The 11,707-nt window shown below is 54.4% G+C and carries 14 protein-coding genes and 3 pseudogenes; 11 read left to right on the forward strand and 6 right to left on the reverse strand.

Annotated elements, in window-relative coordinates; all coding sequences use genetic code 11:
* Together U1140_RS11080 and U1140_RS11085 are read left to right on the forward strand one after the other, a co-directional pair.
* The coding region (locus U1140_RS11080) for an ATP-binding cassette domain-containing protein (RefSeq protein ID WP_369847919.1) at window positions 1-492 on the forward strand (492 nt) is incomplete at its 5' end.
* Window positions 485-1,216 (forward strand): SDR family NAD(P)-dependent oxidoreductase, encoded by a 732-nt coding sequence (locus U1140_RS11085; protein ID WP_284815851.1) that lies wholly within the window; start codon window positions 485-487, stop codon window positions 1,214-1,216. The genes U1140_RS11080 and U1140_RS11085, both read left to right, overlap by 8 nt.
* 727 nt (window positions 1,217-1,943) lie before the next feature.
* On the opposite strand, the gene U1140_RS11090 is transcribed toward U1140_RS11085, so the two are convergent.
* On the reverse strand, window positions 1,944-2,057 hold the full coding sequence (locus tag U1140_RS11090; RefSeq protein WP_419762764.1) for an IS3 family transposase: 114 nt from the start codon (window positions 2,055-2,057) through the stop codon (window positions 1,944-1,946).
* Window positions 2,058-2,121: 64 nt separating this feature from the next.
* Here U1140_RS11090 and U1140_RS11095 point away from each other — a divergent pair.
* The 5 genes and pseudogenes from U1140_RS11095 to U1140_RS11115 all read left to right on the forward strand — a co-directional run.
* A pseudogene (locus tag U1140_RS11095) lies at window positions 2,122-2,525 on the forward strand (transposase).
* A 33-nt stretch (window positions 2,526-2,558) separates the two neighbouring features.
* Window positions 2,559-2,879, forward strand: a complete 321-nt coding sequence (locus U1140_RS11100; RefSeq protein ID WP_369847930.1) for an IS3 family transposase — start codon at window positions 2,559-2,561, stop codon at window positions 2,877-2,879.
* 10 nt (window positions 2,880-2,889) lie between these two features.
* On the forward strand, window positions 2,890-3,033 hold the full coding sequence (locus tag U1140_RS11105; protein ID WP_369847920.1) for a hypothetical protein: 144 nt from the start codon (window positions 2,890-2,892) through the stop codon (window positions 3,031-3,033).
* Window positions 3,034-3,152: 119 nt separating this feature from the next.
* Complete coding sequence (locus U1140_RS11110; protein WP_369847922.1) at window positions 3,153-3,386, forward strand: IS3 family transposase; 234 nt, start codon at window positions 3,153-3,155, stop codon at window positions 3,384-3,386.
* Window positions 3,387-3,419: 33 nt separating this feature from the next.
* Window positions 3,420-3,569, forward strand: a pseudogene (locus tag U1140_RS11115) (restriction endonuclease); the annotation flags it as partial.
* A 77-nt stretch (window positions 3,570-3,646) separates the two neighbouring features.
* Here the strand turns inward: U1140_RS11115 and U1140_RS11380 are convergent.
* Complete coding sequence (locus U1140_RS11380; protein WP_459076892.1) at window positions 3,647-3,973, reverse strand: transposase; 327 nt, start codon at window positions 3,971-3,973, stop codon at window positions 3,647-3,649.
* A 683-nt stretch (window positions 3,974-4,656) separates the two neighbouring features.
* Between U1140_RS11380 and U1140_RS11120 the strand changes: the two genes are divergently transcribed.
* Together U1140_RS11120 and U1140_RS11125 are read left to right on the forward strand one after the other, a co-directional pair.
* A complete protein-coding gene (locus U1140_RS11120; protein ID WP_284815856.1) occupies window positions 4,657-5,307 on the forward strand; it encodes a Panacea domain-containing protein in 651 nt (216 codons plus the stop codon).
* Between the two features lie 585 nt (window positions 5,308-5,892).
* A pseudogene (locus U1140_RS11125) lies at window positions 5,893-5,986 on the forward strand (ATP-binding cassette domain-containing protein); the annotation flags it as partial.
* A gap of 193 nt (window positions 5,987-6,179) precedes the next feature.
* On the opposite strand, the gene U1140_RS11130 reads toward U1140_RS11125, so the two are convergent.
* The gene (locus U1140_RS11130; RefSeq protein WP_369847923.1) at window positions 6,180-6,797 is read right to left on the reverse strand and encodes a response regulator; all 618 of its coding nucleotides are present in this window, start codon (window positions 6,795-6,797) and stop codon (window positions 6,180-6,182) included.
* 15 nt (window positions 6,798-6,812) lie between these two features.
* Window positions 6,813-8,114: a sensor histidine kinase gene (locus U1140_RS11135; RefSeq protein ID WP_369847931.1), complete on the reverse strand. Its 1,302-nt coding sequence runs from the start codon at window positions 8,112-8,114 to the stop codon at window positions 6,813-6,815.
* 132 nt (window positions 8,115-8,246) lie between these two features.
* On the opposite strand from U1140_RS11135, the gene U1140_RS11140 reads away from it, so the two are divergent.
* Both U1140_RS11140 and U1140_RS11145 read left to right on the forward strand, forming a co-directional pair.
* The gene (locus U1140_RS11140; protein WP_369847924.1) at window positions 8,247-9,440 is read left to right on the forward strand and encodes an ABC transporter permease; all 1,194 of its coding nucleotides are present in this window, start codon (window positions 8,247-8,249) and stop codon (window positions 9,438-9,440) included.
* Entirely contained in the window at window positions 9,440-10,135 is a 696-nt protein-coding gene (locus U1140_RS11145) for an ABC transporter ATP-binding protein (RefSeq protein ID WP_369847926.1), read from the forward strand. Before U1140_RS11140 ends, U1140_RS11145 begins: the two co-directional genes overlap by 1 nt.
* Window positions 10,136-10,253: 118 nt before the next feature.
* Here U1140_RS11145 and U1140_RS11150 read toward each other — a convergent pair whose 3' ends face one another.
* On the reverse strand, window positions 10,254-10,532 hold the full coding sequence (locus U1140_RS11150) for a hypothetical protein (protein ID WP_369847928.1): 279 nt from the start codon (window positions 10,530-10,532) through the stop codon (window positions 10,254-10,256).
* Between the two features lie 402 nt (window positions 10,533-10,934).
* A partial coding sequence (locus U1140_RS11155; protein WP_369847929.1) for an IS3 family transposase occupies window positions 10,935-11,707 on the reverse strand: 773 nt, incomplete at its 5' end.

The following is an 11,707-nucleotide window of genomic DNA, read 5'->3' on the forward strand; positions in this document are numbered from 1 at the left end:
GGAGGGCGGGATCTTAGTGACTGGAACAGAAAAGATCTTCGCACTGTGATCACCTACGTCGAGCAGGAACCTGACTTGCTTCCGGGAACACTCAGAGAAAACCTTACTCTCGGGACAGAAAACAGTTCCGATGACAAAATTCTTTGCACATTGCTAAATCAGTTCGGACTGGGAAATTTCGCCAGTACCGACGGCCTAGACCGATTAGTAGGATCCGGCAATAGCGGATTGTCCGGAGGAGAGCGACAGCGAGTTGCCATCATCCGTGCCATCCTTCAAAAATCGCCGGTCATCCTTGTAGATGAGCCGACATCCGCTCTCGACTCAGTATCAGCAGAGTTGTCAATGAACAGGCTCTTGGAGACGGATTCCACAGTCATCTTTACCTCCCACGATGCAAACATCGTGAATCTGGCAGAACGGATTCTAACAGTCGCCGATGGCAGAATCGTTGAAAGTACACCGAATAATAGGAAGTCTTCAGATGCGTAAACACGTTCTCGTCACCGGTGCAACCAGGGGTATCGGTCGGGCAGTTGTGTCTCGGCTATTGCGGGAGGGATACGACGTGTCCTACACATGGCTCGCCTCGCATGAAGCGGCCTCAAACATTCAAACGGAGGCCTCTCAATTCGATGGGGTTGCATACGCATACCAATGCGACTTGACGGACACTGATCAAACGCAACAGTTGGCGGACTTACTGTCGCGGAGGGCACCCCTTCATGGCATTATCCACTGCGCTACCGCAACGTTTACTCCAACTTATGCGTCGGACCTGACCGCTAAAGATTGGACGGCGCCGTTGAATATCAACCTAGTTAGCCCTTTCATCCTTTGCTCTCAACTCGGCCCTTCCCTGGGGGAAGGCGGGGCGATCGTCACTGTTTCCTCGCCGAACGCCGCTGTGTGCCAGGAAGGGATGAGCACCTATGCAGCTTCCAAGGCGGCGCTCGAATCTTTTTCTCGAGTCTTAGCCCGTGAGCTTGGCCCAGCTGGGGTTAGGGTAAACGTCGTTCGTCCAGGGCCGACTTTGACGGATGGCTTCACGACGCAGGCGTCGGATAAGGGTGTTATCGACGAGTTATGCGTGGCTACGCCCCTAGGAAGAATAGCAAACCCGGATGATGTCGCCGATGCTATCTTCTCATTGTTGGGGACAGACAACCGCTGGGTGAGTGGGGATGTGCTGAACGTGTCCGGTGGTTTGTTTTAATAAAGTATTCTCTCGTTTGGGGAAGGTCTGGATACGGACCCGATTCATGCCAATGGATTAAAGTCCAGAAAGATTCCAGTTAGAGCGCATCTATTCATCCCGCAGGTGTGTCCCTGAGGTGATGCCGTTTCGGGTAGTTGGTACCAGGTTTCCGGTTATGTGGTACTGCCCAGCCTTTCGGTCATTGTATAGGTGGCGCTGGCGCAACCTGCGCCGGCACGTCATCTCGGCAGATAAGTCCGGCTAGACACTTCCATCGAACACTAGGTGAAGACCCCTAAATCCCGTGTCTGCCACTGGTCAACTTTTCATGTCCGCCAACACGGCCAGGCGCGACATTGCAAAAGTCAAGACACTCATTACTGACCACGGCATCACTAAGGAGTCGTTCGCTCAGCTGGTTCCAGCGTTCTTAAACGCCCGAGGACGACTCAACGACCTTTTGACAGTACTCAAAGTCATTGACACTAGTTACCCCGCCTGGGCTATGGCGGATTCCCAAGTTCGACGGCGTGGTCACCGAATTTTGCGTCACAACTTCTGCCGTCTGAACGATGAGCTCCCTAACGGGCGACCCGATTTGTAAGGAGATATATTTATGAAGATTTCTACTGGAACCGCCGCATCGCCTCTGTGTGACGGGCTTACCCTTCCTAGTGGTGAGCATCCCTCAATCTCTGAGGCGTCCTGGGCATAGTGCCTAATCCTTCCTTACATGAGGTAGGAACTAAACCCAGGACGCTTGAATTTGATGCAATCTTGTCTCGTTCCACCATGACACCCACTCGAATGTCGCCATTTCTACCTCGACAACGTCATCCCACCTGCGAGTATGGATCAGCTCGTTCTTGTAAGGGGCCGTTCACGTTTTCGGCCAGGGTGAAGTGCCCCAGGTTTTGTACCGTTTGAGTAAATGGGAAAATCTTCGAACATGCCAAGAAAATTTGACCAGGATGCCAAGGACCGTGTGGTCCGCCTCGTGGAAGACCGCATCCTGGCGGAGAACCTTTCGATGCAACAAGCGTGCAAGTTCGTGGCACCGAAGCTGGGAGTTTCGTCGCACACAGCGAGGCAATGGACGCAGGCCGCTCGAGGTGCGGGACGCGTTACTGAGCCATTGCCTGAAGATTTCGTTGCAGAAATCGCCAAGCTGCGTCGAGACAATCAAGAGCTGCGGGATACCAACAAGCTGTTGAAAGCTGCCTCAGCTTTTTCGCCTCATGACTCGACCCAAAACCTCGGTTATGATCCGATTCATCGGGAAGCATCGGAATCGTTTCTCTGCCCGAGTTCATCTGCCGGACGTTAAACACTCACCGTGCAGGCGGTTTTCTTAGCTCGCGTGGTTACCGCCAATCCAAGGCGCGCGGGCTTAAGTGCCCGTAGTCTTCGCGCCGCCGCCCTTGTAGAGCATTTCCGCAAGGTTCACACTGAAAACTACGGCGTTTACGGGGTGCGGAAGATGTGGCGCGTGCTGCGCCGCCAGGGCATCGACATTGGATGCGAGCAAACAGCCCGGCTGATGCGCAGTGCTGGACTGTCTGGCAAGGGCAAAGGTGGGGCACCTGTGACAACGCGCAAACCCAAGGGCCCGGATCTTCGCCCTGACTTGGTCAATCGTGAATTCAAGGCCCCTGGCCCTAATCGGGCGTGGGTGGGGTGATATTACCTACGTGCGCACCCGGAAAGGCTTCGTGTACACGGCTTTTGTCACCGATGTATTCTCCTGGAGGATTGTCGGCTGGGCGTTGTCTGATTCGATGCGCACCGAAGCCTTGCCGCTGCAGGCTCGCAACCAGGTGACCCAAGTGTGCTAAGGAAACAACGGGTCTGATTCATCACTGAGATCACGGTTCGCAGTATGTGAGCATTGTCTACAACGAGCGCCTGGAAGAACACGGAATTAGTGCGTCTACCGGGACTGTTGGGGATTCCTATGACAGTGCTTTGGCTGAGAACGTCAACGGCTCCTCACAAGAATGAGCTGATTCATAGGCGAACGTGGGCCGATGTCGTCGATGTGGAAATCGCGATGTTCGAGTGGGTGAATTGGTGGAAGGAGTCAAGGCTCCACCAGAGTCGGGGCTACCGCACCCCGGTCGAGGTGGAAACCGAATTGTGGGAACATCACTCCAGTGGAGAAATATTGGAAATCAGGGCAGATGCCTAGGAACAAAACCCGGGGCACTTCAATGGTGAGGACAGGATGTACATGATCCGTGAAACAAAGAGCACCATGAGCGAGCACCTGCTGCGTGCCACTGAACAAGCCAAGATAGATGCTGCGACCGCACACTTCAAGACCATTGGAATAAACTACGAAAAAGTCGCGCCAGGGGTGTGGAATATTTAAGAAAAAAGTGATGGGGTATTTTACAACCTTCACTACAGAAAGGCGCCCAGTGGGTGCGGCAGGTTAGAGACATTGGTTCAGTTGGCGAGAGGGAATGAATAGTAACTCAGATCTAGGAGAGAGTCCGATACCAGTCCCGTACGACATAAGGCCTTAGAAAAGGGCTGGGTCGGAAAATTATTAACTATGGCGTCGAGTTCTTTAGCCATGCCAGTTGCTTGCGGCTTCGATAGATTGTTGATTCCTAAAGTGGTGACTAGGTCGTTCATACACTCAGCGGATAGTCCTTTGAAGTAGCATGGCGAAATAGTTGTCGTCAGGGATCGTTCGTTTATGCTGAGTTCGCGATGTTTGAATGGGCACCATGTTGGAATAAACACCAGTTTCATGCTTCGTTGGTCCATATCACACGATATAGATTGAGGCTGCGTTTTGGGGTCAGTGTCAGCCTTCGGAGAAAATAGGAACCCAGAAAAACGCCAAGGAACAAAACCCGAGGTGGTTCAAAATTCTTACTGGAAAGGCAACCTGCCCTTGCACCCGACGGTAGAAACCCGTACGCGAGAACAAAAAACTGAGTTGCCGGAAGGTCAATGTTGTTGTAACTGGCCTGTCAAACATATCGCGACTTAAGACATTTGGGCGATTTACTTAACCTCTGGGCCTGCTCCATCGTTCCGTCTGAGTCAGACGTTGTCCCATGACTTCGGGTTACTGTCGCATGAATCGCGTATCCACAGGTCAAATGTGTAGTGAAAGGTCTGGTTGCCGGCTCGCGTTGGCGGCCAGAAAGACAGGCGATGAGGGCCTCCACTAGGAGAAACGCCTACTCGACGTTCCTGTGTCTCGGAGAATCGACAAAACCGCGGGCATGAACAGGGAAAACGTCGCGGCAGACGGGCCACTTTCCGCCAGGATCGACACTACTTTCCTTGACACTGCCTTCTGATAATAGTCATTTTTGTGAATATAGGGGTATTCTTTTGTGTAGTTGGCAGGCCAACAGACTACAGTTGGACTCCACGCTTCGAACGCGCATGTAGACTTGACCTTGATCCACGAATGCCCCACTAAGAAAGGAGTCCTCATGTCAGTCCGACCTAGTATCTCTGCGGTCAAGGCTGCCCAGGCAGTGAACTTCTTTCTGCAGGAGAGCACTTCGGACCCCAAAAGTGTCGACGGAAATAAGTACCTCAAACTCATCAAGCTTTTGTGGGCGGCAGATCGGTTCAGTCTGCGTAACTTCGGTAGCGAAGTGACCGAGGATAAGTACTCTGCGATGCCTTACGGACCTGTTGCCTCCAAGACCTACGATCTCATAAAGGCTTGCAAGCCCGGTGGTGAAGTTCATTCCCGTTGGAGAACAGAATCTGATGGGGCGTGGTGGAAAGATCATTTCGAGACTTGTGATTATGAAATTGAGTCTATTGCAGACCCCGGTAGTGATTATCTGTCCCGTGCAGACATCCTCATGCTTGAGACTGCATATAACCAATTCCGTGGGACTAACCGCTTCGCAACCGCAAACAACATTAGCCACATTTACCCGGAATGGACGAGGTCTTTCGTGCCAAATGTAACGCGCAAGTCCTTTGAAATTGACCCTCTCGACTTCTTCGATGACCCTGAGAATCAGCCGGATCCTTACTTCGAGGTAGATCCTGAGACTCTCGAATCAGCACGCTACTTCTTTAACGTGCGGCAGGATTTGTCCACGTCGATCGGAATTGCGCTGTAGCCCCGTGTGCTTTCTTGATGTGGGTCAGCGCCCCTTGTGGATCCAGCACTCATGCGTGGCAGGTGCGTCTTTCTGGTTCAAGGGCTGCCCTCCTTTCTACTCACAAACCCGGCACATGTTTTTTGTCCTTGGAAAACCAGACAATGATCATTTCCTTATGGTTAACGCAACGTCGCAGGTGCCTGCTCGACTCCATCATCTTGAACAGAAGGTTGGCAGGTTTGGACTCACGGCGCAAGATGTGTCGGTACATCTTCCATGTGGATCGCACGGTTTTATTACGAAGGACACCCTGATTGACTGTTCGAACCCGTTTCTGCTGAGTACAGAAGACCTAATAAAAGGGGACGAGTTCGCACTCTTTGATGTGCCGCCGTCACCTCAGTTTTTCGGTCCTCTCCTGAATGCATGGGCAGCCAGCCCCTTCGCTCTTGAAGCGCATCTGAATCAAGTACGCCCGCAATGGTCTGCGTACGAAATAACCTTCTAGCGAACCACCCGTAGCCCCGCTTGGGCGCTTCATGCACCACACCACTAACCGCCCGCACATCAACCTCCGGTCGCCAGTACCGAACCAACGTCTGTCAGCGGCAACGCGTCGCAATCGCGCGAGCATTAGCGACAGAACCGACAATCATTTTGTGTGATGAGCCTACCTCAGCGCTTGATCATGCGACGGCTGGGGGAGTCATGCGTAGGCTATACGATGCGGCTGCCGCCGGGTGTGCTGTGGTTATTGTTAGCCATGAGGAAGGCTTATTGAAACAGTGGTGTACTAGAGTGCTGCACTTTTCCGGGCTTGCGGGGCGCGCATAAAACTCAATCCAAGCTTGCTGACGCAATCACCATATTTACTGCACACCCTGGACAGCCTAAATTAATCGGCGCTCCCGGGCAGCCGTGACGGCGGCGGTGCGCGATTCCACACCCAATTTCTGAAAAATATGAATCAGGTGGGTTTTCACCGTCGCCTCAGAAATAAAAAGCTTCTTTGCCAAGGCCTTATTGCTGGCACCGGTGGCGAGTTCCCGCAGAATTTCAATTTCACGCTGCGAAAGGCTCTGCTGCGGTTGTGAAGTCCGCTGCGCCAGTGCCGCCGCCACATCCGGCGACAACGTGCGCTTGCGTTCATGGGTGGCGATGATGGCGTCGAATAAACTTGTCTCAGGCGAATCTTTCAGCAGATAACCCAACGCACCGGCCTCAAGAGCAGCGACGATATCGGCTTCGGTGTCGTACGTCGTCAAGATCAACACTGGTGGACCGCCTGCCTTCGCTAATTTGCTGGTCGCGGTGATTCCGTCAACCCCTGGCATCTGGATATCGCACACCACAACATCCACATCAGTGATGCTGCTGTCGATAAGCCCATCCACCGCGCTACCATCGGCGGCCTCGTGGGTGACATGCACCCCGTCGAAGCTATTCAGGATTGCGCGCAGGCCAGCGCGGACAACGGGGTGGTCGTCGAGAAGCATAACGCGGATCATGGTGGTCTCCTGGAACTAGCTAGCTGGTGTGTGCTGCGAAGTCAGCGGGATGCGGGCCGCAACAACTGTGCCTTCACCCGGGGTCGATTCAATATTTACTGTGCCAGATAATGCAGCAATGCGTTGCTGAATCCCACCAAGCCCGTAGCCGTGGCTGGACTCTTGCTGGGGTGCCTGCGCCGGGTCAAAACCACGGCCGTCGTCAAAAATATCGACGGTTAATTCATCGCCAAGCACCGCGACCGACACCACCGCATTATCCGCGGCGGCATGCTTGGCGACGTTATTCAATGCCTCTTGCACGCATCGCACCACCGCGGTGACCACGGACTCGGGCAGCCGACGGTGCGTATCACCAGAGAAATTCGCCCGGAATTCGGTGGATTCACCCAAGCCGCTACCACGGCGACGCATGCGCTGGAGAATCTCGGTGATGGCATCTGGCAGATCTGCTTGCGCAGATGGTGCGGTCAGATCCCGTACGAAACGACGGGCTTCTGCCAGGTTGTCGCGGGCGGTGTCCTCGATGGTAGAAAACACGTCTGTTGCTGCATTTTTGGACTCAGGTGATGCTGCCTTGCCGGTGCTAGCGCTAGCCCGGCCAGCACGCGCCAACAACACGATGGAACTCAACCCCTGCGCGAGTGTGTCGTGAATATCGCGGGCCAGGCGCTCGCGCTCTTCCAAACGCCCCGCCTGGTGCTCGGTGGCCGCTAGTTCCTGCTGGGTCGCGGCTAACTCTTCCGCGATACGACGCTGGGTCAATGCCTCACGGTGCAGCGCGCGATAACTAACATAAATTGCTACGGCAAAAACGGTGCCGATGCCCGGGCCAATCGCCACCGCAATATGCCAATGCTGCGGGTGCAACCACGCAACCACGACCACTCCAGCAGCCCACAACACCGCAGCTGCCAGCAAGTTCGCCGGGCGGGGCAATACGGCAAGCGTGACAAAAACCAGCGGGAACAACACCCACAGAAAATCGTTCGCCAACACCAGTGCACTCAGCCACAGCACAACAACGGCGGCCCACCACCAGCGCGCGCTCCGTTGTTGATTCACAGTCGGGCTGGAAAAACTGCCCACACCGCGCCGGGTTCGGTATTCCACAACGATGCCGCCCGCATAGACCAGCCCCAGGGCGGCCGCGACCAGCAAAACGACCGGAAGCCCGGCGTGCGCTGCGTCGTCGGCAAGCCAGACCCGCACCGCCCCAAGCACAAGGAGCGCGCAAAACATTGCGTGTAAGCCCACCCGCAGGTTGCGCAACACGCTCGCAAGACCTGGAGTGGACGAGGCGAGATGGTCTGGCATAGTCACCTCACCTAGGCTACTGGGATAGTCGCCGGTGAGGCAGAGCTTGGGGCAAGATCAACCATCTGGTTGATAGCAGAATCAACTAGCACCCCGATGCCGCACTGAGCTGCAAAAACAACAATAGATATTATGTTTTTGGCACTCAGAGATATCGTCTCCGCCCGCGGACGCTTCAGCTTGATTAGCTTCGTCGTTGGGCTGATAACCGTACTGTTGGTGATGCTCACTGGCCTGACCGGTGGGTTGGCTAAGCACAACACCTCTGCTTTGGAGGCCCTGGCCCCTGAGCGCTACGTGTTCACTAGTGACGAGCCGTCTTTTCAGGAATCACAAGTCACCACCTCTGATGTGCAGGAATGGCAGGAGCTTGTCGACGATGGCAGCCAGGTTATCCCGCTCGGTACCGTGCAAACCCGGTTGGAAGCAGGTTCTGCATTGGGGGTTGCCGTGCTGGGCCTGCCAGCGGGGACTACGGTTCCAGCGCCCGTAGTATCCGGTGCGGGTGCCGCGGGAACAGAAATAGCTGGTGCCACAGGTGCAGGTGCGGCACCAGAAGCAGATTTGGCCGCGTCGCAGGAGGCGCAGGAGACGCAGGAAGCGGTGGTCGCCGAAGACGGCATCGTCGTCAGCCACGAAATCGTTGCCGAGGCCGGTGTGCAACCAGGTGAGACGGTAGAAATCGGTGGCGTCGAACAGCCCGTGAGTGCCGTGGTAGAAGACGAGCACTATTCGCACCAGCCCGTCGTCTGGGCAAGCACGCAGGTGTGGCAGCGGATTTCGCGCGCGCATGACGACGTCGTCGGTACTGTCCTGGCGGTGGATACCCGGGACCGGCACGCAGGTGCCTTGCGCGATGAGAAATGGCAGGATGCCGAAAACCAGACCGGGGATAGTGTTGCAACAGTCGAGGATTCTTTTTCTGGCTTGGCTGCCTACCAGTCGGAGCAGGCATCGCTCCAGCTGATTCAGGTGTTGTTGTATGCCATTAGTGCTTTGGTGACCGTGGCGTTTTTGAGCGTGTGGACAATCCAGCGCAGCCGTGATCTCTCCGTGCTCCGCGCACTTGGCGCCAGCCCGGGGTATGTGTGGAAGGATGCGCTGGGACAAGCCGCTGTGGTGGTTGGCATCGGCGTTGTGCTTGGCGCCGGCGTCGGCTGGGCAGCAGGCGTGTGGGCCGGGGGTTCTGTTCCGTTTGATTTGCAGTGGACCACCATCGTGGTGCCCGCCGCGGGTATCTGGGTGCTCGGTATGTGTGGCGCACTGGTAGCAACCCGACGAGTGAAAAAGATTGATCCGGCATCGGCATTGGAGGGAAAATCCTAATGAATACTGAAAATAAAAACCTAGCCGATAAAAACCCAGCGGTCGCTTGCCACAACGTCACCGTTGATTTCCCCGACGGCACCGGCACTGTCCGCGCTTTGGACAACGTGTCCTTGCAGGTTCTGCCGGGGACGGTGACTGCCATCGTGGGCGAATCAGGATCCGGCAAATCCACTTTGCTTTCAGCTATGGCGGGGTTGTTGCAGCCCACGGCAGGCGAGGTGCGTATCGCCGGTGAACTGATGAGCGTCGGCTCGGAGGAAAAGCGCAGCGAATTACGGCGCCAGCACATCGGGATGATTTTCCAGCAGCCGAACTTGTTGGAATCGTTGTCTGTTGCCGAGCAGTTGCTGATCACCGACCATCTGCGTGGACACACCCCGCGCCGGGAGCGGGCAGAAGAGCTGTTGGCCAAGGTGGGTTTGGAGGGGCTTGGCAGCCGCGGCGTCGGCAAGCTATCCGGTGGTCAACGCCAGCGGGTGAATATTGCACGTGCAGTGATGAATGATCCGGATGTTTTGCTTGCCGACGAACCTACTTCCGCGCTGGATCAGGAATTGTCGCAAGAGATCATGCAACTATTGCAGCAGTTATCACGTGATTTGGGGATCGCTACGTGCGTTGTCACCCATGACCGGGGAATGCTGAAATACGTGGATGAAGTGGTGGAAGTAATCGACGGCAAAATCAAGTAAAAATCTTGCATAGTGAATAGTTCCGTCTGAGGATCTGGAAGATGCTTATCATCAACCAGATGCTCATTGGCTGAGTGTTCGGTAAACGGCATGAGCCCTGGAAGGCTTAAATCTGACTCTAGATCCAAACAATGTTTCCAAAACTAACTATATAAAGGAGCAAAGCTACCAGATGTGCGGCCCAAAATAACAGCACCGGCGAAAAGCCAGCTGCAATGGCGACGGCGACAGCGCGTGGTGAGCGGGCAATCAGCGCTAAAGTCAGGGGAATGATGGCCAAACCAAGGGTCCAGCCAATTGCACTGACAGAACCGTAAGGAAATAGCGTCGGAATAAATTGAATCCCGACAACACATGCAGATAAGGCATAAGAAACGTTCTGTAAAGAGAAATCCATTGCTTGCGTTGAAATCCTTTATGTCAGCAATCAATCAAGTATGCATGAGACTGCAATGCAGGAAATTAGAGCGTGCGTTAACTTCATTCATGAATATCTACCCTTATTCTTCACTACAATAACTTCAGTATGGACTAGGAAACTATATTGCCAGGTACTATAGTAGTGAACCCCGCCATAGTCAAGGGGTTCTGTGAATCCGTGCAAGCCGGAGTGAAGGCGGCTTCATTGCGTGCATGGCGGGATTTTGCGGACGTGCCGCGTGGAATTGCTTGAGAGGTCCTTGTCGCGGAGCTAGATGGAATCTATTAAGTCATTAAGGAGCTGTAATGCAAAATCTGCTAAAGAAAATATCTGAGTTTCAGGAAGCATCGGCATACTGAAGTGTACTGGGTTTTGTTCCTAGGCATTTACCTTATTTTCCATTATTTCCCAGGACTCATCTTGTTCCCAAAACCCGACTTCAACCTCGACCGGGGTTCGGTACCCCAAGCTTTGGTGGAGTCTGGATTCATTCCACCAATTCACCCACTCAAACGTCGCGATCTCCACCTCGACAACGTCATTCCACCTGCGAGTATGGATCAGCTCGTTCTTGTAGGAGCCGTTCACGTTTTCCGCTAGAGCATTGTCATAGGAATCGCCAACCGTTCCAGTGGAAGATTGAATCCCGAATTCAGTGAGCTTCTCGTTGTAGACAACGCTGACGTACTGTGAGCCGTGGTCAGAATGGTGCACCAAACCTGTTGTTTCTTCAGCACACATGATCGCTTGGTTGAGAGCTTGCAGCGGTAAAACTTCGGTCCGCAAGGAATCCGATAGCGCCCATCCGACGATGCGCCGAGAAAACACATCGGTGACAAACGCGGCATACACAAAGCCTTTCTTCGTGCGCACGTAGGTAATGTCAGCCACCCACAACTTATTTGGCCCCGAAGCTGTGAACTCGCGCCCCACCAAGTCCGGGCGCAGATCCGCCACGTTGGGCTTACGCGTTGTGATTGGTGATCGGCCTTTGCCTTTGCCAGAAACACCAGCCAGGCGCATCAGCCGGGCAGTGTGTTCACGACCGATATCAATTCCTTCACGGCGAAGAGCATGCCACATTTTTCGCACACCGTAGACACCGTAATTGTCCCGATGAACGGTGCTGATACGTTCGACTAGAGCAGCAT

Source organism: Corynebacterium drakensteinense, assembly GCF_041224285.1.
Taxonomy (GTDB): domain Bacteria; phylum Actinomycetota; class Actinomycetes; order Mycobacteriales; family Mycobacteriaceae; genus Corynebacterium.

Coding starts and splice junctions, on each gene's coding strand:
- U1140_RS11110 (WP_369847922.1), top strand. CDS start 3,153: ATGACAGTGCTTTGGCTGAGAACGTCAACGGCTCCTCACAAGAATGAG.
- U1140_RS11140 (WP_369847924.1), top strand. CDS start 8,247: ATGTTTTTGGCACTCAGAGATATCGTCTCCGCCCGCGGACGCTTCAGC.
- U1140_RS11145 (WP_369847926.1), top strand. CDS start 9,440: ATGAATACTGAAAATAAAAACCTAGCCGATAAAAACCCAGCGGTCGCT.
- U1140_RS11150 (WP_369847928.1), bottom strand. CDS start 10,532: ATGGATTTCTCTTTACAGAACGTTTCTTATGCCTTATCTGCATGTGTT.
- U1140_RS11130 (WP_369847923.1), bottom strand. CDS start 6,797: ATGATCCGCGTTATGCTTCTCGACGACCACCCCGTTGTCCGCGCTGGC.
- U1140_RS11120 (WP_284815856.1), top strand. CDS start 4,657: ATGTCAGTCCGACCTAGTATCTCTGCGGTCAAGGCTGCCCAGGCAGTG.
- U1140_RS11380 (WP_459076892.1), bottom strand. CDS start 3,973: ATGGACCAACGAAGCATGAAACTGGTGTTTATTCCAACATGGTGCCCA.
- U1140_RS11085 (WP_284815851.1), top strand. CDS start 485: ATGCGTAAACACGTTCTCGTCACCGGTGCAACCAGGGGTATCGGTCGG.
- U1140_RS11135 (WP_369847931.1), bottom strand. CDS start 8,114: ATGCCAGACCATCTCGCCTCGTCCACTCCAGGTCTTGCGAGCGTGTTG.